Below are 19,472 nucleotides of genomic sequence, written 5' to 3' on the forward strand. Positions count from 1 at the left end.
CTGATACCCCGGTTATTCCACGGTCACCATCACCGACTGCCAGCCGGAGGCGCCGTCCGGAACCGGATCCGCCCGCTTGTCCGTCTGGACCTCGCCCTTGCCGTCCGTGGCGCGTACCTTGATGTAGTGCGGGCCCGGCGTGGCATCCCAGTCCAGGGACCACTGCCGCCACGTGATGAGGGAGGCCTCGTCGGAGAGTACCGCCTCGGTCCAGGGCCCGCTGTCGATCTGCACCTCGACCTTGGTGATCCCGCGGGTCTGGGCCCACGCGGTGCCGCCGATGGCGATCTTTCCGGCGGGGACCTTGGCGAAGGACTTGGGCACCTCGACCCGCGCCATGGTCTTGATCGGGCCGCGTTCGGACCAGCCCCGCTGGGTCCAGTACGCCTTGCTGTCCGCGAACCGGGTCACCTCCAGGTCCACCACCCACTTGGTGGCGGAGACGAAGCCGTACAGGCCGGGAACCACCATCCGCACCGGGTAGCCGTGCTCGAGCGGGAGCGCCTCGCCGTTCATGCCGATCGCCAGCATCGCGTCGCGGTCGTCCTGGAGGACTTCCAGGGGCGTCGAGGCGCTGAAGCCGTCAGCCGAGGTGGAAAGCACCATGTCCGCGCCCTGTGTGGGGCGGGCCAGCTTCAGGGCGTCGCGGATGGGCATGCCCAGCCACTTGGCGTTGCCGGCCAGATTGCCGCCGACCGGGTTGGACACGCAGGTCAGGGACACATGGGATTCGATGAGCTGGGCGTCGAGCAGGTCCTGGAAGGTGAGCCGGACCTCTTGTTCCACGAGGCCGTGGATGCGCAGTTCCCAGTCCTGGACGTTGATCTCCGGCACGCTCAGCGCCGTGTCGATCCGGTAGAAGTCCTTGTTCGGGGTCAGCCACGGCGTGACGCCGGGCGCCTTGGACTGGACCCCGGCCGGGACCGCGGCGGCGGCCTTGGCGGGCGCGGGCAGCTGCAGCGACTCGCGGGCCGCGGCCACGTTGCTGCGGGCCGCGCTCAGCAGGCGTCCGCCGGTGGCGGCGACGGCCGAGGCGGCCGCGGTGATGCCGGCGGCGGCGAAGAACCCGCGCCGCGTGGTCGCCGGGCGCTCGGGTTCCTTCGCGGCGACGTCCGCTGCCCGGTCCGGCCATTCCTGCATCCGCCACAGCCGGGTGATCAGGAGCCGCAGCACCACCAGCCCGGCGACGGTGCCGATCAGGGAGGGAATGGCATCGATCGGCTTGACGCTGGCCCGCGTCACCACGCTGCCGACGATCACGGCGCCCATCAGCACCACCCCGGCCACACCCAGGGCCCATGTCCGGTACGCCACGATGCCGAGCACGCACGCCAGGAGCAGGATCGTGACCGCCATGCCGACGAATAATGCGGCCTTGTCGTTGGTGCCGAACGTTTCAACGGCGAAGTTCTTCATCCACAGCGGCGTGAAGTCGATGAACGTCGATCCCAGCGCAATCAGGGGCGTCGCCCGTGGGGTGAAGAACGCCCCGATCAGTTCCGCGACGGACAGGACGACGGTGGCCGCAGCCACTCCGGCCACCGCGGCCAGGGCTGTGGCGCCGCGGGACCGCTTGCTGGGCTTCATGCTGGGTTTGTTCATACATGCCATTCGTAGCCGCGCGCCCCGCGGATTGTCCGGCGCCGGACCTGGTTCCGGGCGTGTGCGCATGCCCTCCTGCCGGACCCTGGCGTGGACATGCCCGCGGTCCCCGGGACATGTCCAGTCTTGGGACCCGGGCGTGGGCATGTTTTCCGGCACCACGGGACATGTCCAGTCCTGGGAGCCAGGCATGGGCATGGTGGCATTATGCCCAGTGGCCGCGGCCGGGACTGGGCATGTCCCCCGGATTGCCCGGCCCCGTGGGTGCCGCGCTGCGGACTCAGATGCGGTCCCGCGGCTGGTGCCTGGGTCTGTGCCAGGCGGCCGGGGACATGTCCGGTCGTAACTTGGCGCGTGCAACATGCTCCCCGGACCCAGTAGGACATGTCCAGCCTTGGCACCCCGGCAGGGGCATGCTCTCCGGCACCACGGGACATGTCCAGCCTCGGGAGCCAGGCATGGGCATGGTGGCATTATGCCCAGTGGCCGCGGCCGGGACTGGGCATGTCCCGCGGGTTGTCCCCGGTCCCCGGCGCTGCTGAGCTCAGGATTGCTGGTGCCCGGGACTGCCGGACTCAGGATTGCCGCCCTGCGCCGGGAGCGCCGAGCCGCGGATTGCCCGGCGCCCGCGAGGCGCCGCCGCGAAAATTGAGCATGTCCGGCGGCCGACACAGCTTAGGAGCCTGCGGGGTGCACCACGTACCCTTGGAGACTGTGAAGGTACTTGTCATCGGCCCCGGCGGCCGCGAACACGCCATTGTCCGATCCTTGCTTGCAGACCCGAACGTTTCCGAGGTCCACGCGGCCCCGGGCAACGCCGGCATCAGCGCGCTGGTCCCCACATATGCGATCGACGCGAACGATCCCGACGCCGTCGCGGCGTTGGCCCTCAAGCTCACCGTTGACCTGGTGGTGGTCGGTCCGGAGGCGCCCCTCGCCGCCGGCGTGTCCGACGCCGTCCGCGCCGCCGGCGTCCCGGTCTTCGGCCCCAGCAAGGCCGCGGCCCAGCTGGAAGCGTCCAAGGCATTCGCCAAGGAAGTCATGGCCGAGGCCGGCGTGCCCACCGCAATGGCCCGCGTTGCCTCCAACGCCGGGGAAGCCGCCGACGCCCTCGATACCTTCGGCGCCCCGTACGTCGTCAAGGACGACGGGCTCGCGGCCGGCAAGGGCGTCGTGGTCACCTCCAACCGGGACGAGGCCCTCGCGCATGCCCAGACCTGCTTCGACGCGGGCGGCACCGTGGTGATCGAGGAGTTCCTGGACGGACCCGAGGTCTCCGTGTTCGTCCTTTGCGACGGCACCAACACCGTGGCCCTGTCCCCGGCGCAGGACTTCAAGCGCATCTTCGACAACGACGAGGGCCCCAACACCGGCGGCATGGGCGCGTACACACCGCTGGAGTGGGCCCCCGAAGGCCTCGTGCAGGAAGTGATCGACCGCGTCGCCCAGCCCACGGTCAACCAGATGGCGCACCGCGGCACCCCGTTTGTCGGCGTCCTCTTCGTCGGCCTCGCCCTGACCTCGCGCGGCACGCGGGTCATCGAATTCAACGTCCGGTTCGGCGATCCCGAAACCCAGGCCGTCCTCGCCCGGCTCAAGACGCCCCTCGGCGGGCTGCTCATGGCAGCGGCCAAGGGCGAGCTGGACAAGGTGCAGCCGCTGCGCTGGTCCAAGGACACGGCCGTCGCCGTCGTCGTGGCCGCCGAAAACTACCCCGACACCCCGCGGACGGGCGACCGCATCCGGGGCCTGAAGAAGGTCGACGCCCTGGACGGCGTCCACGTGATCCACGCCGGGACCAAGCTCGACGGCGAAGGCAAGGTCGTCTCCGCCGGCGGCCGCGTCCTGGCCGTGGTGGCGCTGGGCACGGACCTCGTGGAGGCCCGGGAGCGGGCGTACGACGGCGTCGAGCTCGTCCAGCTGGACGGCAGCCAGTTCCGCACCGACATCGGCGGCAAGGCCGCCCGCGGCCAGATCCGGGTAGCCGGGCCGGGAACCGCGGCCGCGTCGAAAGCGAAGGCATGAACGTGACCGAATCCGCAGCGCCGACGCCCGGCACCCAGTCCGAGACCACGCCTGAGACCCCGCCTGAGACCACGCCTGAGACCCGGCCCAAGGGCGGGCTCGACACCGCCACGCAGGACCTGCCCGGCTGGCGGCACGTCTACTCCGGCAAGGTCCGCGACCTCTACGTCCCCGCGGACCCGGCGCTCGCGGAACGCTTCGGCCAGGATTGTGTCCTGGTGGTGGCCAGCGACCGGATCAGTGCGTTCGACCACGTACTGGCCAGCGAGATCCCGGACAAGGGCCGCATCCTGACCCAGCTGAGCCTGTGGTGGTTCGACCAGCTCGAGGTCGCGCACCACGTCCTCGCTTCCACGGCCGACGACGGTGTCCCCGCCGCCGTCGAGGGCCGGGCAATGATCTGCAAGAAGCTGGACATGTTCCCGGTCGAATGCATCGCCCGCGGCTACCTCACCGGCACCGGGCTCGCGGAGTACCGCGCGTCGGGCACAGTGTGCAGCATCCCGCTGCCCGCCGGCCTGGTTGACGGGTCACGGCTGCAGGAGGCGATCTTCACGCCGTCGGCCAAGGCCGAGGTGGGTGAGCACGACGAGAACATCACTTATGACGCCGTCGTCGGCTTCGTGGGTGCGGACGTCGCGGCGGACCTGAGCAGGCTGACCCTGGAGATCTATACCAAGGCCGAGGAAATCGCGCGCGGCCGCGGCATCATCCTGGCGGACACCAAGGTGGAGTTCGGCCTCGACGCGGCGACCGGCGTCATCACGCTCGGCGACGAGGTGCTGACCCCGGATTCCTCACGGTTTTGGGATGCGGCCACGTACCGGCCCGGGCAGGCGCAGCCGTCCTATGACAAGCAGTATGTGCGCGACTGGCTGACCTCGCCGGAGTCGGGCTGGGACAAGGCCTCGGACACGCCCCCGCCCGTCCTTCCGGCCGACGTTGTGGCGCGCACCCGCAGCCGCTACGTGGAGGCCTACGAGAAGCTCACCGGCCGGACGTTCGCCTAGCCGGGCCGTTCGCCTGGCCCGGTCCGGCCGGGGCTAGGCTTCCGCGGAAGCGGCCTCGGCCCGGCGCTGGGCGAGCTTGATCTCGAGCACGGCGTCCAGCGCCTGCTGGACCCGGTCCGAGGCGCCCGCCGCGCTGAACTCCTTCTGGGCTTCCTCGAGGTACACCAGCGCCTCCGCGGCCTCCCCGGCAGCCTTGAGCGCCTTCCCCAGCAGCAGGGAGACCTCGCCGGCCGTGTGCCGGGCCAGAGCCTCCCGCTCGGCATGGATCTCGCGCAGCTTCTGGACGGCGGCCACGATGTCGCCCGTGAGGTAGAGCCAGCGGGCCCGGATGAAGGCGACCTCCAGCTGGTCGGTCTTGTTGCCGCCGACAATCGACAGGGCCAGTTCGGCGCGCTCGATCGATGAGAGCGTCTCGGGTTCGACGATTCCCGAGGACAGGCGGACGGCGGCGGAGGCCTTGTTGAACCGGGCCCACAGGTCGATGTCGTTGGCCGGGGAGAGCAGCCGGCCGGCCCGCTCGTGGTACTTGATCCCCTCGGGATAGTCGTGGCGCATGAAGGCCACGTTGCCGATCACCCAGGCCACCTCGCCGGCGAGCTGGGACATCGAGTGGTCGTCCATCTGGTCGTTCATGGCCTGGCAGTACTCCCAGGCCTCATCGAGCCGGCCGCTCTCGGCCAGGGCACCAATCAGGGCGCGGAGGGCGCCGATGATCATGGTGGAGCCTTTGGGCAGCTGTGCGCAGAGCCGCACCGCTTCCTGCGCATGCTCGACGGCGGCGGTCAGCTGCCCCTGGCCCTGCGAGGCTGCGGCGAGCATCTGCTGGGCCCGGACGCCGAGCCCGGCAGACTCCGCGGCCATCGGGTGCTCCAGGAGATTCTGGACCACGTCCTTGCACTCCTGCCAGAGGCCCTGCTTGATCAGGCACTCGGCCTGCATATAGGTCATGTTCCACCACGCGCTGGTGTTCTTGGCCTCCAGGGCGATCTTGGCGGCGGCGGCGGCGTGGGTGGCGGCCACGGGGTAGTCCCGGAGGTCCCAGGCCTGCCGGGCATACAATCCCGCGAGCACGTATTCGGCGTCGCTGACGGACACCGGCTGGCTCCAGGCCTCAAGCGCCTTGGGGGCCAGTTCAAGCCGGCGGGCAAGCTCCTCGATGACATCGGCGGTCGGCTCGCGGCGTCCGGTTTCCAGCAGAGAAATGTAGCTGGGGGAGTACAGGTCACGGCCCAACTCCGCCTGCGTCAGGCCCCGTTCGAGCCGTTCCGCGCGGAGCTTCTCCCCAAATCCGTTCCCCACGGATACCTCCTAATTCCGGACATTCTTTGTACTAAATGCTTGACAGTCTCTGTAGAAACCATTTTACAATGTGTGTCAACAAGGGTAGTGCTGACTTGGTTAAGGAACCCCAACCCATATTGAGGAAACTTATGTTGAAGAAGATTGCAGCCGGCGCCGTTTTGGCGGGCGCACTGGCATTCTCCGCCGCGGCCCCGGCCGTGCTGTCCGCTGCTTCACTTACCGATGTCTCAGACGTTGCCGCCGTCGGCAACTGGCCCGATCCCATGCGCACCGCCCAGGCGGTGGGCAACTGGCCCGACCCCATGACCCACTCGCTAAACGTCGGCAACTGGCCCGACCCGATGTAACAAGCCCCGATACGGCAGGCCCGGCGCAGCAACGGCCGGCTGCCTGCGGCACGGATATCCGGCACAGCCCCGGGAGATTTCCTCCCGGGGCTGCGTTGTGTCCGGGGGGCAGGGGCCGGGCCCTGGCCGGGACGATCGCCGGTGCCGGTGTCATGAAATCGTGCCGGCCCTACCACCGGACATGCAAAAGAGGACCCTCCATGTGGAGGGCCCTCTTTGTGTTTGGTCGGGATGACAGGATTTGAACCTGCGACCTCGTCGTCCCGAACGACGCGCGCTACCAAGCTGCGCCACATCCCGATCCGTTGCTTCAAAAGCAACTTCACAAGAGTATCCGATCATGGCCCCGGATGTGAAATCGGGCGCCGGCCGGGACGTGTCCCGCCGTCGTCCCGGCCCGGACGCCGACCGGTCCCGGCAGACGCTGTTCAGACCAGCGAGTCTTTCCAGGCGCCGTGGAGCCGGGCGAAGGCGCCGCCGTCGCCGATCAGCTGCTCCGGGGTGCCGTCCTCCACGACGAGTCCGTCGTGCACCACCAGCACCCGGTCCGCCGTCTCCACGGTGGAGAGCCGGTGGGCAATGATCAGCGCTGTCCGCCCGGCGCCGGGGGCCGAGTCCGGGCCGGGGGCCGAGTCTGCAACGGGCTGTCCGCCGCCCGCCTGTCCACCGGACGGCCGCTGGCCGGCCTCCCGGGTGCCGGCCTCCCGCGTCCCGCGCAGGAGTCCCGCGAGGCCCTGCTGGACCATGCGCTCCGACGGGATGTCCAGCGAGGACGTAGCCTCGTCCAGGATCAGCACGGCCGGGCGGGCCAGGAACGCGCGGGCGAAGCTGATCAGCTGGCGCTGCCCGGCGGAGACGCGGCCGCCGCGCTTGTTGACGTCGGTGTCGTAGCCGTCCGGCAGTTCCATGATGAAGGCGTGCGCCCCCACCGCCCGGGCCGCGTCCTCGATCTCCGCACGCGAGGCTTCGGGCCGGCCCAGGGCGATGTTGTCCGCCACGGAGCCGCTGAACAGGAAGGCCTCCTGGGTGACCATGACGACGTTCCGGCGCAGGTCCTCGGTGCTGAGCTGGCGCAGGTCCACGCCGTCGAGGGTCAGGGACCCGGCGGAGACGTCGTAGAAGCGGGCAATCAGCTTCGCGAGCGTTGATTTGCCGGCGCCGGTCTGCCCGACGAGCGCGACCGTCTGCCCGGCGGGGATGTGCAGGTCCAGCCTCGGGATGACCACCGGGCCGTCGCCGTAGCGGAATTCGACGCCGTTGAAATCGATGCTGCCCTGCGCCTGGTGCAGGGCCGCGGGTGTTTTCGGCGGTCTGACAGTGGGGACCTCCTCGAGCAGGCCCGAGACCTTTTCCAGGGCCGCCTGGGCGCTTTGGAAGGAGTTGTAGAACATGGTCATCTGGTCCACCGGCTGGAAGAAGCGCTTGGCGGACAGGATCAGGGCCAGGAGCACGCCGACCTCCAGGTCGCCGCTGAGGACCCGGAAGCCGCCGGTGAGCAGCACGAGGGCCACGCACACGTTCCCGATCAGCACCAGCCCCGGCTGGAAGATGCCGTTGAGGTTGATGGAACGGACGGTCGCGCGGCGGTAGTCCTCCGACAGTTCGGAGTAGCCCGCGGCATTCTCGCGTTCCTTCCGGAAGGCCTTCACGGCGCGGATCCCGGTCATGGTCTCCACGAAGTGCACGATCAGCCGGGCCGAGACCACCCGGGATTCGCGGAAGGCGATCTGGGAGTGCTTCTGGTACCAGCGGGCCAGGAAATACATCGGCACGCCGGCGGCCAGAACCAGCACGCCGCTGCGCCAGTCCAGGGCGAACACCGTCACGGCGGTAAACGCCATGAACAGCATTCCCGAGGCCAGCGAGCTCACGCCGGAATCCAGGAGTTCGCGCAGGGCCTCCAGGTCCGAGGTCTGCCGGGCGATGATGCGCCCCGAGGTGTATTTCTCGTGGAATTCCAGGCTCAGCCGCTGCGTGTGGCGGAAGACCCGGACGCGGAGGTCCAGCAGCATCGCCTGGCTGAGCCGCGCCGTCGAGGTCACGTACAGGGCGGTCAGGCCGGCCGCCACGACGGCCGCGGCAAGGTAGGCGACGCCGGTCAGCACCAGGGGAAGGTTGTCGCCGGCGCGCACGGCGGGCAGGGCGTGGTCGATACCGAAGGCGATCAGGGCCGGCCCGGCCACGCGGGCGGCCTGGGACAGCACGACGGCGCCGATCGTCAGCCAGAACCGGGCGCGGACGGGGCGGATCAGGGAGCCCAGGAGGGTCAGGGAGCGCCGCCGGACGGCCTTGCTTTCGTTCCTGGTGAGGTGCGCGTTGTCCTCATTGGCGGTGCCGAACGTTGCGCTGCTCATCGGGAAATCTCCTCGGACTGGTCCTCGAGGGCGGACAATTCTGAATCCAGGTCCCGCGGTTCCGGGTCCAGGCTGGCGATCACGTAGCGGTAATGGCTGTTCTTGGCGAGCAGTTCCGCATGGGTTCCGACGGCGGCGATCCGGCCGTCCTCGAGCAGGGCCACCCGGTCGGCCAGCGCCACCGTGGAAGGCCTGTGGGCCACGATCAGCGTGGTGGTGTCCGTGAGGACCTTGCGCAGCCGGGCCTCGACGAGGACCTCGGTGTTCACATCCAGCGCCGAGAGCGGGTCGTCCAGGACCAGCACGGCCGGTTTCGCGGCGATGGCCCGGGCCAGGGCGATGCGCTGGCGCTGGCCGCCGGAGAGGCTGAGGCCCTCCTCGCCGATCAGGGTATCGACGCCGTCCGGCAGGGAATAGGCGAAGTGGGCCTGGGCGACGTCGAGGGCTTCCTCCAGGGCCGCGTCGCGGCCCTCCGCCGATCCGGCGTCGGGCGCGCCGAGCAGGACGTTGTCCCGGACGGAGCTGGAGAACAGCGTGGTGTCCTCGAACGCCACGGAGACCACGGTGCGCAGGTCCTCCACCGCGAACTCGCGCAGGTCCACTCCGTCGATGGTGATGGCACCGCCGGTGACGTCGTAGAGGCGGGGGACCAGCTGGAGCAGGGCGCTCTTGCCGCCGCCCGTGATGCCCACGAGGGCCATGGTTTCGCCGGGGCGGATGTCCAGGGTGATGTTCTTGAGGATCGGCTTGTCCGGGGCGTCCTCGAACGCGAACGAGGCATTGCGGAAGCTGAGGGCACCCTTGAGGCCGGCCGGGCGGCGGGGCTGGTCCGGGCTGGTGATCGTGTTCTGCGCGTCCATGACCTCGAAGTGCCGGTCCACCGCGGACTTCGCGGTGAGGGCCATCGCCAGCAGCATGCCGCAGAACTCGACCGGCGCGGCGACCACGGCGGCGGTGGCGAAGAAGGCCACCAGGGACCCGATGGAGAGCTGGTCCGTGGAGGCCAGCAGGATGCCGACGACGAGGCCGGCGCCGAGCGCGAGTTCGGGCAGGAGCGTCACCACCAGGCTGAACGTGGCCAGGTGCTTGGCCTTGGCGATCTCGGTCTGCCGGAGTTCCTCGGCCTGTTCGTTGAAGTTCTCCAGCGCCTCCCGGCTGCGGCCGAAGGCCTTCAGGACGCGGATGCCGTGCACGGATTCCTCGACCGTGGTGGCGAGGTCCCCGGCCTGGTCCTGGCTGCGCCGGGCCACCTTGCTGAAGCGGGTGCGGAAGCGGAATCCGTAGATCATGATCGGCACGGCGGCGGCCAGGAAGATCAGGGCCAGCTGCCAGCTCATGGCAAACATCACCGCGACGCCGATCACCACGGTGAGCGTCGTGACCACCAGCATGATGGCGCCGAAGGCCATCCAGCGGCGCAGGAAGTTCAGGTCCGTCATGGCCCGGGACAGCAGCTGACCGGAGCCCCAGCGGTCATGGAAGGAAACTGTGAGGTCCTGCAGATGCCCGTAGAGCGAGACCCGCATCCGGGTCTCGACGGTGGTGGCGGGATTGATGACGAACTGCCGGCGCAGGGCCACGAGGCCCGCCTCGGCGATGCCCAGGACCAGGATGAGGAGCGAGGCAGTCCAGACGGCTTCCGCGCTGCCGCCGGGGGTCAGGGACTCGTTGACCAGCACGCGCAGCACCTGCGGGATGGCCAGTGCCATGACGCTGGCCAGCAGCGCGCAGAGCAGGCCCATGACCAGCCGGGGCAGGATTGGCCTGACGTGCGGGTAGAGACGGCTGATGGAGGTGAAGAATGAGCTCTGCTTGGCCATGCCTGCTTCTTAAGACGCCCGTGCATAGATCGCACCGTTGAATGTAGTTTCCTGTAGCAACTACCCTAGGCCATCGGGTGACCGGATTCACACGTTGTTCAGCGCTCCCAGCATCTCGCCCAGTCATTGCGATCCGCAATAGGTGCGGGCGGCGGGTGACCGCGGGACATGTCCGGTGGTGCCGGGCCCGGTGGGACATGTCCGGTGGTGGCCGCAGCGGGTGGGCATTGTGGGCCTATGCCCAGTGCCCGCGACCAGGGGAGGGCATGTCCCGTGGGCTCGGGCGCCAGGGGAGGGCATGTCCACCGGCCAGGCCGGAGGGCGGGCAGCACTGGCCGCGGCCAGGCCTAGGCGCGGGAGGTCAGCGTGAGCAGAACGGCTTCGGGCCGGCAGGCAATGCGGACAGGGGCGAAGCGGGACGTGCCGATGCCGCCCGAGACGTTTACCGGCGTCGTCCTCCCGTTGCTCTCCCAGGTGTGCAGCCCCCGGGCCCGCCAGGTGGGCAGGTCGCAGTTGGTGACCAGGGCCCCGTAGCCCGGGACGCAGATCTGGCCGCCGTGGGTGTGGCCGGCCAGGAGGAGGTGGGCGCCGGTTTCGGTGAAGTGGTCGAGGACGCGCTGGTAGGGTGCGTGCGCGACGGCGATTCGCAGGTGCGGGTCGGCGTCCCGGCCCTTGGTCCCGCGCGGCCAGCCCGCGTACCGTTCGAGGCGCAGGTGCGGATCGTCAACGCCGGAGAAATCGAAGCGCATGCCCTTGAGCACGACCGACTGGCAGCGGTTGGTCAGGTCCACCCAGCCGGACATGCCGAACTCGGCACGCAGCCGGGGCCAGTCGAGCCTTTCCGGGCGTTTGCGCTCGCCCGAGGGCCCGAGCAAATATGACGCCGGGTTCTTCAGGCTCGGGCCGAAGTAGTCGTTCGAGCCGGGGACAAACACACCGGGAAATTCCAGCAGGGGTCGCAGGGCCGCTACGAGGGGGTCTACGCCCTTGGCATGGCTGAGGTTGTCGCCCGTGTTCACCACGAGGTCCGGCCGTAACTGCGCCAGGGAGGACAGCCACTGCGCCTTCCGGTGCTGGCCCGGAACGAAGTGGATATCGGACAGGTGCAGTATCCGGAACGGGCCGAACCCGGCCGGCAGGATGGGGAGGGTTTCCTCCCTGACCACAAACTGGTTCTTCTCCCACAGCCCGTAGCCGGTAGCGGCCGCCCCCGCCGCCGTCCCGATCGCGGCGGTCACGGCAAAGCCGCGTCCGATGCTTCGAACGCGGCTCGCCAGATCATTGCCCAGGGTCATCGGCTACTTCTTGCCGGAGGACTTCGTCGGTGCCGGTGTCGGGTCGGCGGACGGTTGCGTGGCCGGCTCGGTGCTCTTGCCGGTCGGAATGGTGGTCCGCGGCACTGTTATCGGGTCCGGGACCGGGGCCGGGGAGTACAGCATGTCCGACGGCGGGGCCGGGAACGGATCGGTGCCGTAGGCCGGTGCCACCTGGGCCATGTAGTTCGAGAACTGCGGCCCGGCGATCATGTAACCGTCGATGCCCTTGTAGAAGTTGCCGTTGATCGTGACGTTCTGCCCGGCGCGCTGCTGGTTGCCCAGGGGATCGCCAAACCACGTGGCCGTTGCCAGGCCGCTGGTGTAGCCCGCCACCCAGGTGGAGCTGTTGTTGTCGTTGGTGCCGGTCTTCGCCGCGATGGGGAACGTGGTCCGGGTCGAAATCCGGGGCTGGATCAGCGAGCCCGAGCCGCGGTTGAGCACTTCCTGCATGGCGTACGCGACGCCGTGGGCCACCTCGGGCTTGATCGCGTCCCTGCAGTTGGGTGACTGGGCCGGCAGCTGGGCGCCGGTCGCGTCCGTCACCGACTCGATGGCCATCGGTTCGCAGTACTTGCCGTTGTTGGCGAAGGTGGCGAATGCGCTGGCCATGGTCAGCGGCGCCGTCTGGCGTGCGCCGATCAGGCTGCTCAACCGGGTCATCGGAACCTTGGGGTTGGGATCGTCGCCGTTCGGGCTCGGCAGGCCTTCGTGGATACCGACGGCGTCCACGATCTTCTGGATCCCGCAGAGGTCCACCTGGGCGGCAGAGGCGAACGTGATGGTGTTGATGGAGTTCGCCAGGCCGTCAAGGACCGACATGTACTTGTAATGGTTCTCGTCCGCGTTCTGCAGGTCGTGGGTGCCGGCCGTGTCGTCGTACGAGTCGGTCGTCGGTGTGGGGCAGGTGTTCTTCCACGGGAAGCCGGGCGGGTATCGCCGCACGGCGCCGTTGAGCTGGGTGCTCATCGACTTGCCCTCGTTGAGCCACTCCGCGAACGTGAACGGCTTCATCGTGGATCCGGGCTGGAAGCCGCCGAGGCCGTTGAGGTCATTGCCCTTGGCATCCTGCACGTCCACGTTGAAGTTCTGGGTCTGGTCGAACTTGCCGTCGGCCGGGAACCAGACGGTGTTCTGGGCCATGGAGACGATCTTGCCGGATCCCGGCTGCACGGACACCAGCGAAGCGCCCCACTTATCCGGGTTCGCGCCGGCCGACCCGTCCACCTGGGCCTGCGCCACGGACTGGGCCTTCGGATCCAGCGTGGTCTTGATGGTCAGGCCGCCGCGGAAGATCTTCCGCTCACGCTCGGCCGCGTCGGCCCCGTAGGCCGGGTTGTTCAGGAGCAGGTGGAGCACGTAGTCGCAGAAGTACGGCGCCGTCTGTGAATACGCACAGCCCTGGCGGGGCTGGGTGACCTTGGTCTGCACCGGCGTCGCCACCGCGGCATCGTAGTCGGCCTGCTTGATCTTGCCCTGCGTCAGCATCGCGTGGAGCACGAGGTCGCGACGGACCTTGGCGTTCTCCGGATTGGTGATCGGGTCGTAGTAGGAGGGGCTGTTCACGACGCCGGCCAGCAGGGCCGCCTGCGGCAGGGTCAGGTCCTTGGCCGTGGTGCTGAAGAAGAACTTGGACGCGGCCTCGATGCCGTAGGCGTCCCGGTTGAAGAACACGATGTTCAGGTAGCCCTCGAGGATCTGCTCCTTGGTGAACTTCTTCTCCAGCGCGATGGCCAGCTTCATTTCACGGAGCTTGTCCCCGACGCCCTTGTTGACGCCATTGAGCAGGACCTCGTCGCCCTTGCCCTCGGCCTCCAGCGAGGAGTTGATGACGTTGTTGACGTACTGCTGCGTGATCGTGGACGCGCCCTGCTTGTTGCCGCGGGCGGTGCTCACGAGCGCGCGCAGGATGCCGGTGGTGTCCACACCGCCGTGCTCATAGAAGCGGCTGTCCTCGATGGCGATGATCGCGTCCTTGATGTGCGGAGACATCTGGTCCAGCGAAACACGGGTGCGGTTTTCCGCGTAGAGGTTCGCGATCGGGCTGCCGTCGGACGCCAGGATCGTGGTCGACTGGCTCGGCGGATCGACCTTCAGCTCAGCGGGGAGCGTGTCAAAAAACTGGATCGAACCGCTCGCCGCACTGCCCGAGACGGCCGCCGCGGGGACCAGGAGGCCCGCCACCAGGACACCGCAAATAGCGCTCACGCCCAGGAAAAGAAAGATCTTTCCGAGGGTGGTGGCCGTGTCGAATAAAGGGTTCTTGCCAGTCGCCATGTTTTCCACTTTACCGGCAACGACTAGGCTTTATGTCATGACCAAATGGGAGTACGCCACGATTCCGCTCATTATTCACGCCACAAAGCAGATCCTGGACCAGTGGGGCGACGACGGCTGGGAGCTCGTCCAGGTTGTTCCGGGACCCGATGGAAACGGCCTGGTTGCCTACCTGAAGCGGGAGAAGCAGTAGCCATGAACACCCCCTCAGAAGCCGTTCCGGCCACGCCGGCGGGCGCGGAAAACATCTCCGAAAACACGGCCGGCGCAGCGAGCCCCACGGCCGGCGCGGGCGCGTCGTCCGCCGTCGAACAGCGCCTCGCGGAGCTGGGCCTGACGCTCCCCGACGTCGCTGCTCCGGTCGCGGCGTATGTTCCGGCCGTGATTTCCGGCAACCACGTCTACACCTCCGGGCAGCTGCCGTTCATCAACGGCAAGCTTGAGGCCACCGGAAAGGTTTCCACCGGTTCGGCGGGCGCCTCCGACGAATCCACGGTGTCCCCGGAGGACGCGAAGGCCTACGCTGCCGTCTGCGCCGTCAACGCCCTGGCCGCCGTCAAGAGTGTGATCGGCGACCTCGACCGCATCACGCGGATCGTCAAGGTTGTCGGATTTGTATCCTCCGACCCTTCCTTCACCGGCCAGCCCGGTGTCATCAACGGCGCCTCGGAGCTGCTGGGCCAGGTCCTCGGCGACGCCGGCCAGCACGCACGTTCCGCCGTCGGCGTATCTGTTCTGCCGCTCGACTCGCCCGTCGAAGTCGAACTGATCGCTGAATTCGCCTAGTAGACCGGTTACTTCGTTGCCTCAGTTAGAACGCCGCCTGTTCGTCCTGCCCCCGGATCTTGAGGGAGCAGCCCGCAGCTGGATTGAACACGGTGAGCGGACGCCCCGCGCGCCCCGTTTGGCCTCCTCCGTGATCCTGCTGCGGGATTCGCCCACGGGCCTGGAGACCTGGCTCGGCTACCGGACGGGGTCCTCCCCGCTCGGTGTCCTCGCCTTCCCCGGCGGATCGCTGGAATCCACCGACGACGACGCCGTCGGCTGGCTGGGCCCCTCACCCCAGCACTGGGCTGAGCAGATGGGGACGTCCGACGTCGGGCTGGCGCGCCGACACGTCGTCGGTGCCATCCGTGAACTGTTTGAGGAGACCGGCATCCTGCTGGCCGGCCCTGACCTGTCCACCACGGTGGAGCTGACCTCCAGCGCCGACTGGATGCGCGCCCGCGAAGCCGTGGCCGAGCAGGAGAAATCCTTCACCGACCTGCTCGCCAAGCGCGGGCTCTCGCTGCGCACTGACCTGCTCAAACCCCTGGTGAACTGGCTGAGCCCCGACTTCGCGCACCGCCGGTTCAACACCCGGTACTTCGCCGCCACCGTGCCAGTGAACCAGCAGCCCTCGCTGCTGGCCAGCAAGGGCGTCTGGGGCCGCTGGGTGTGCGTCCGGAAAGTCGTGAGCGAGCGGGACAGCACCGTTCTGGGTGACGAGGTGGGGCAGGAGAACACCGTCAGCCGGACCCTGGGCGAACTCCTGGTCCCTGGCTCGGAGATCATGCTGGAGAAAATGGCCAAGGCCAACGGCTGCATCGCCTACCTCAGCTACAAGCGGAAGGCCCACGTCTACCAGCCGAAGCTGGTCGAGGAAGACGGCCGTCTCATGCTTGAAGTCGAAGCGGCCAAAACGATCGCCGGCGAACCGCAGCGGGAACGCTAGGCCCGGGGAGCGCCGACGCCACGGAAGGCTGGCTCCATGCGGGCAGCCTGTTAGGGCTTGGCCCGGGCGGGGGGCCGGGCGATTCCCGGGACGTGGCCCGCCCTGCTCCTGAGCGCTGGACATGTCCCTTCGTGCCGGCCCGGGACATGCCCTCCGGTGGACCTGACAGGTGGACATAGTGGCATTATGTCCAGTCGTTGCAGCCGGGGCTGGACATGTCCCTTGATGCCGGGTGCGGCCCGGGGACATGCTCCGCCCCGATCCGCACCAGTGGACATGTCCCGCGGACAACCAGCCCGAAACCGCCACCGCGAATTAACGGCAGAAGATTAACGGCAGAAGGCCGGTCCCGTTTCCGGGGCCGGCCTTCGTGGTTGCTGCTGGGGATCCCTAGCGGGAACGCTGGCGCAGGCGCTGCATGTCAAGGATGACGACGGCGCGCGCTTCCAGTCGCAGCCAGCCGCGCTGCACGAATTCTGCGAGGGCCTTGTTGACCGTTTCACGGGAGGCGCCAACCAGCTGTGCGAGCTCCTCCTGCGTCAGTTCGTGGGCGACCAGGACGCCGTCGGTCGCCGGGCGGCCGAAGCGGTCGGCCAGATCCAGCAGCGCCTTGGCCACACGGCCCGGCACGTCGGAGAAGACGAGGTCGGAAAGGGAATCGTTGGTGCGGCGCAGGCGGCGTGCCAAGGCCTGCAGCAGCTGGGCCGAGACCTCGGGGCGGGTGCGCAGCAGCGCGTTGAGGCTCTCGTTCTTCAGGCCGGCGAGACGCGTCTCGGAAACGGCAGTTGCCGTGGCCGTGCGCGGGCTGGGGTCGAACAGCGCCATTTCGCCGAAAAGTTCGCCCGGGCCGAGGATGGCCAGCAGTGATTCGCGGCCGTCCGGCGACGTGCGGCCGAGCTTCACCTTGCCGGAGACGATGAAGTAAAGCTGGTCACCCTGGTCGCCTTCCCGGAATACCGAGGCACCGCGTGAAAGGTCCACCTCGGTAAGTTCGTCCGTCAGCAGACGGAACGCCTCGTCGTCGAGCGTGGCGAAAAGGGGTGCGCGGCGCAATACCTCGATATCCATGAAATCTCCTGACTAGCTGTGTCGGCTGGGGCGCTTCAGCCATTCTTTCAGAATTTTGGAGCTTCTGTGACGTAGTTGGCACGGAAACGCCCGAAGGGGCCGAAAGCGAACGGCTCGGGAAGTCCGCGCAGATCCCTGTGCAGGCTGGCGGCCGGTCGGCAAACGTTCAGCTTACACCGGTAGAATCGTCGCTGAACTGTCTGTGAGGAGCCCCGGTGTTTGGCTTGACCATTTTGGACCTGCTGTTGGTTGTGGCGCTCTTGTCCTACCTGATCCACGGTCTTCGCAACGGCTTCCTTGTGACGCTCGGAGGCATCGCGGGATTCGCGGCAGGCGCCGTCGCCGCCTTCGTCTCCGTGCCCATCGTCAGCGGCCTCGTGGAGGACAGCGGCTGGCGCCTGACGGCGATCGTCGCCACGGCGGTCCTTCTGATGATCGTGGGCAACGGCCTCGGCACCATGATCGGGCGGCGAATCCGCAGCGTGGTCCCGTTCAGCCCCCTGCGGGCGGCGGACCGCCTCGTGGGCGGGGGCGTGAACGTGGTGGTGTCCGCCCTTGTGATGTCGATGCTGGCGTTCAGCATCGGGGCCCTGGGTGTGCCGTTCGTGTCCCAGCAGCTCGCGGAATCCAAAGTCATCAGGTTCATCGACGGCGTGACGCCGATGCCGGTCAAGGCATCAATGGCGCAGCTGCGTTCCGCCGTGATCGGCGAGGGAATCCCCACGCTGCTGGACGGCTTCGGCCAGAGCCAGCCCGTTGCCGTTCCGGACACCAGCACCGACACGCCGGCGCTGAACAAGGCCGCCGCGTCAGTGCTCAAGATCGCCGGAACCGCCTACCAGTGCGGCCAAAACCAGACCGGAACAGGCTTCGTGGTCGCCCCCGGGCGCGTGGTGACCAACGCCCATGTGGTCGCCGGGGTCGACGAACCAGTGGTGGAAACGCCCGGTGGCCGCGCACTGCCTGGGCGCGTTGTGTACTTTGACTCCCAGCACGACCTCGCCGTCGTGGCCGTTGACGGTCTGCGCTCGGAACCCCTGGCGCTGGCTGCCGACCTGCCGTCCGGCAGCGCTGCGGCCTTTGCCGGCTATCCGCACGGCGGGCCTTTCCAGTCCAAACCGGCCACGGTGCAGGACATCGCCACCGTGCTGGTCCCGGACATCTATGGCAAGAATGCGTCGCCCGAGGACGTCTACCGGCTGGCCGGCGACGTGCAGCCGGGCAACTCCGGGGGTCCGCTCCTGACCATGGACGGGCAGGTGGCGGGGGTGGTCTTTGCCAAGGCCACAACCGAGTCTTCGCTCGGATTTGCGATCACCATGAATGACCTGAGCCCCGTGGCGGCGCAGGCGCCGGGTCTGGGCAGCGCCGTTTCGTCCGGACAGTGCATCAAGAAATAGCAGGGCTGCCGCGCAGGCACTAGCCACAGTCAGGCCCGAGCCGCACGCAGGTTAGAGCCACTCCAGGCTCTGCCCGTGCGGGCCCGTGATGGCTGCCGGCTGGCCGTCCTGCAGCAGCAGGAACCGGCCGCGAAGCCGGGCGTCATCCATTTCCGGGACCACGCTGGACCCGTCTGCCTGCACCACCACCGTGTGGCCTTCGTTCGAGAGCCAGTGGCAGCCCCGCTCCGCGGCAAGATCCGCCATGGTGCGCCGGAACCGGGAGCGGCCGCCGGCATCCAGGTACGCCATGACGGCGCTGTGGAATACCACCAGGGCGGCGTCGGCCGGGGCGCGGCCGGCGAGTTCCACAAGTTGTTCGTTGAGGTCGCCGGCCACCAGCAGCGGCGGCCGTTCCCTGGCAATGGCGATCGCCTGGCGCAGCCGTTCAAGCCGGAACTCCTGCTCCGGCCAGACGAGGGCTTCGAGCCAGGCGACGTCGGCCGGGTCGCGCACGTCCAGGGGGTTGAGGTCGATCCCGGCACGCCATGCCACCCGGGGGATTTCCGCCGGCAGCGGCACCGGGCCCGAGGTCAGGCAGCGCAAGACCGGAAACGTGGCAGGCCGGGCGCCATCCGGAACCAGCCGCGTCGTCCTTGCTTCCGCCGCCGCCGGGTCCGCCGCCGACTCATCCGGTGCCCCCGCCCCGGTGTCGACAAACTCGTAACCGTAGCGGTCAGGGAACAGTGCCAGCCCCGCCGAGGCGCCCACCTCGATGAGGGCCAGCGGCCGGTTCTCTGCCGCGGATATCTGCGCGAGTGAGGGCAGCAGGGTGGCGCAGCGGCCGGCCTCGTTCGTCTGCGTGGACCGGGACAGCACGATTTCCGAGACCGCGTCCCAGTGATGGTCCAGGAACCTCCGGAAATCGCGGTAAGGGCTGATCTGCGCGCCGAGGAACCGGGCCGCGGCGAGGATCAGCAGCGGCTGGCGCTTGTTGTGCGGCCACTGATCAATCCGCCGGATCACCTCGGCGTCCCCGGCGATCCCCACGGACCACGCGGCATAGCAGGGGGAGGAGCCGGGGGCGTCGACCGTGCCGAAGTGCCGGTACCACTGCGCTGTGTCTGTGTCTGTGTCTGTGTCCGTGTCCGTAGCCGTAGCCGCGCCCGGTGCTGTGTCCGAGGCGGTGCCCGTGGCAGGGGCCGGAGCTGCGGACGGTTCCCCGGATGCTTCCGCCGCCGCGGGTTCGGCGGGGGACATG

Annotated in this window: 15 protein-coding genes and 1 tRNA gene; 7 read left to right on the plus strand and 9 right to left on the minus strand. The window is 68.5% G+C overall.

What is annotated here, in order from left to right; translation table 11 throughout:
• Positions 1-12 precede the first annotated feature (12 nt).
• Entirely contained in the window at positions 13-1,602 is a 1,590-nt protein-coding gene (locus tag AC1DDH_RS02345) for a molybdopterin-dependent oxidoreductase (protein ID WP_476954764.1), read from the minus strand.
• A gap of 714 nt (positions 1,603-2,316) precedes the next feature.
• Between AC1DDH_RS02345 and purD the strand changes: the two genes are divergently transcribed.
• Both purD and AC1DDH_RS02355 read left to right on the plus strand, forming a co-directional pair.
• Positions 2,317-3,627, plus strand: coding sequence for a phosphoribosylamine--glycine ligase (purD, locus tag AC1DDH_RS02350; RefSeq protein ID WP_476855508.1), 1,311 nt, complete (start codon positions 2,317-2,319; stop codon positions 3,625-3,627).
• Positions 3,624-4,637: a phosphoribosylaminoimidazolesuccinocarboxamide synthase gene (locus AC1DDH_RS02355; RefSeq protein WP_476954765.1), complete on the plus strand. Its 1,014-nt coding sequence runs from the start codon at positions 3,624-3,626 to the stop codon at positions 4,635-4,637. The genes purD and AC1DDH_RS02355 overlap by 4 nt, the downstream gene beginning before the upstream one ends.
• 33 nt (positions 4,638-4,670) lie before the next feature.
• On the opposite strand, the gene AC1DDH_RS02360 is transcribed toward AC1DDH_RS02355, so the two are convergent.
• Complete coding sequence (locus AC1DDH_RS02360) at positions 4,671-5,936, minus strand: helix-turn-helix domain-containing protein (protein ID WP_459385576.1); 1,266 nt, start codon at positions 5,934-5,936, stop codon at positions 4,671-4,673.
• Positions 5,937-6,067: 131 nt separating this feature from the next.
• Here AC1DDH_RS02360 and AC1DDH_RS02365 point away from each other — a divergent pair, with 131 nt between their 5' ends.
• On the plus strand, positions 6,068-6,286 hold the full coding sequence (locus AC1DDH_RS02365) for a hypothetical protein (RefSeq protein WP_018776166.1): 219 nt from the start codon (positions 6,068-6,070) through the stop codon (positions 6,284-6,286).
• Positions 6,287-6,509: 223 nt separating this feature from the next.
• Here the strand turns inward: AC1DDH_RS02365 and AC1DDH_RS02370 are convergent.
• The 5 genes from AC1DDH_RS02370 to AC1DDH_RS02390 all read right to left on the minus strand — a co-directional run bounded on the left by AC1DDH_RS02370 (position 6,510) and on the right by AC1DDH_RS02390 (position 14,050).
• Positions 6,510-6,586: transfer RNA gene (locus AC1DDH_RS02370), tRNA-Pro, on the minus strand.
• A 128-nt stretch (positions 6,587-6,714) separates the two neighbouring features.
• Complete coding sequence (locus AC1DDH_RS02375) at positions 6,715-8,640, minus strand: ABC transporter ATP-binding protein (RefSeq protein ID WP_476954766.1); 1,926 nt, start codon at positions 8,638-8,640, stop codon at positions 6,715-6,717.
• Positions 8,637-10,460, minus strand: a complete 1,824-nt coding sequence (locus AC1DDH_RS02380; RefSeq protein ID WP_476887244.1) for an ABC transporter ATP-binding protein — start codon at positions 10,458-10,460, stop codon at positions 8,637-8,639. The genes AC1DDH_RS02375 and AC1DDH_RS02380 overlap by 4 nt, the downstream gene beginning before the upstream one ends.
• Before the next feature lie 347 nt (positions 10,461-10,807).
• A complete protein-coding gene (locus AC1DDH_RS02385; protein WP_476954767.1) occupies positions 10,808-11,755 on the minus strand; it encodes a metallophosphoesterase in 948 nt (315 codons plus the stop codon).
• A 3-nt stretch (positions 11,756-11,758) separates the two neighbouring features.
• On the minus strand, positions 11,759-14,050 hold the full coding sequence (locus tag AC1DDH_RS02390; protein WP_476887245.1) for a transglycosylase domain-containing protein: 2,292 nt from the start codon (positions 14,048-14,050) through the stop codon (positions 11,759-11,761).
• Between the two features lie 37 nt (positions 14,051-14,087).
• On the opposite strand from AC1DDH_RS02390, the gene AC1DDH_RS02395 reads away from it, so the two are divergent.
• From AC1DDH_RS02395 to AC1DDH_RS02405, 3 genes are read left to right on the plus strand one after another with little or no spacing between them, the layout of a single operon-like run.
• The gene (locus AC1DDH_RS02395) at positions 14,088-14,243 is read left to right on the plus strand and encodes a DUF4177 domain-containing protein (protein WP_003797879.1); all 156 of its coding nucleotides are present in this window, start codon (positions 14,088-14,090) and stop codon (positions 14,241-14,243) included.
• A 2-nt stretch (positions 14,244-14,245) separates the two neighbouring features.
• Positions 14,246-14,836 carry a RidA family protein gene (locus tag AC1DDH_RS02400; RefSeq protein ID WP_230008409.1) on the plus strand — a complete coding sequence of 197 codons (591 nt, stop codon included), beginning with the start codon at positions 14,246-14,248 and terminating at the stop codon, positions 14,834-14,836.
• A gap of 16 nt (positions 14,837-14,852) precedes the next feature.
• Positions 14,853-15,764: an NUDIX hydrolase gene (locus tag AC1DDH_RS02405; RefSeq protein ID WP_476954768.1), complete on the plus strand. Its 912-nt coding sequence runs from the start codon at positions 14,853-14,855 to the stop codon at positions 15,762-15,764.
• A 390-nt stretch (positions 15,765-16,154) separates the two neighbouring features.
• Here the strand turns inward: AC1DDH_RS02405 and AC1DDH_RS02410 are convergent, their stop codons facing one another.
• On the minus strand, positions 16,155-16,832 hold the full coding sequence (locus AC1DDH_RS02410) for a Crp/Fnr family transcriptional regulator (RefSeq protein ID WP_011693220.1): 678 nt from the start codon (positions 16,830-16,832) through the stop codon (positions 16,155-16,157).
• 215 nt (positions 16,833-17,047) lie between these two features.
• Here AC1DDH_RS02410 and AC1DDH_RS02415 point away from each other — a divergent pair, with 215 nt between their 5' ends.
• Positions 17,048-18,232 carry a MarP family serine protease gene (locus tag AC1DDH_RS02415; RefSeq protein ID WP_476850249.1) on the plus strand — a complete coding sequence of 395 codons (1,185 nt, stop codon included), beginning with the start codon at positions 17,048-17,050 and terminating at the stop codon, positions 18,230-18,232.
• 51 nt (positions 18,233-18,283) lie between these two features.
• Here AC1DDH_RS02415 and AC1DDH_RS02420 read toward each other — a convergent pair whose 3' ends face one another.
• Entirely contained in the window at positions 18,284-19,471 is a 1,188-nt protein-coding gene (locus tag AC1DDH_RS02420; RefSeq protein ID WP_476954769.1) for a DUF2332 domain-containing protein, read from the minus strand.
• Position 19,472 lies beyond the last annotated feature (1 nt).

It is taken from the genome of Arthrobacter sp. 10T425 (assembly GCF_056393985.1).

Bases quoted from the DNA above. Each gene is read 5' to 3' on its own strand.
- AC1DDH_RS02380 (WP_476887244.1), bottom strand. From the start codon at position 10,460: ATGGCCAAGCAGAGCTCATTCTTCACCTCCATCAGCCGTCTCTACCCG.
- AC1DDH_RS02375 (WP_476954766.1), bottom strand. From the start codon at position 8,640: ATGAGCAGCGCAACGTTCGGCACCGCCAATGAGGACAACGCGCACCTC.
- AC1DDH_RS02365 (WP_018776166.1), top strand. From the start codon at position 6,068: ATGTTGAAGAAGATTGCAGCCGGCGCCGTTTTGGCGGGCGCACTGGCA.
- AC1DDH_RS02395 (WP_003797879.1), top strand. From the start codon at position 14,088: ATGACCAAATGGGAGTACGCCACGATTCCGCTCATTATTCACGCCACA.
- AC1DDH_RS02390 (WP_476887245.1), bottom strand. From the start codon at position 14,050: ATGGCGACTGGCAAGAACCCTTTATTCGACACGGCCACCACCCTCGGA.
- AC1DDH_RS02420 (WP_476954769.1), bottom strand. From the start codon at position 19,471: ATGTCCCCCGCCGAACCCGCGGCGGCGGAAGCATCCGGGGAACCGTCC.
- AC1DDH_RS02400 (WP_230008409.1), top strand. From the start codon at position 14,246: ATGAACACCCCCTCAGAAGCCGTTCCGGCCACGCCGGCGGGCGCGGAA.
- AC1DDH_RS02345 (WP_476954764.1), bottom strand. From the start codon at position 1,602: ATGAACAAACCCAGCATGAAGCCCAGCAAGCGGTCCCGCGGCGCCACA.
- AC1DDH_RS02410 (WP_011693220.1), bottom strand. From the start codon at position 16,832: ATGGATATCGAGGTATTGCGCCGCGCACCCCTTTTCGCCACGCTCGAC.
- AC1DDH_RS02385 (WP_476954767.1), bottom strand. From the start codon at position 11,755: ATGACCCTGGGCAATGATCTGGCGAGCCGCGTTCGAAGCATCGGACGC.
- AC1DDH_RS02355 (WP_476954765.1), top strand. From the start codon at position 3,624: ATGAACGTGACCGAATCCGCAGCGCCGACGCCCGGCACCCAGTCCGAG.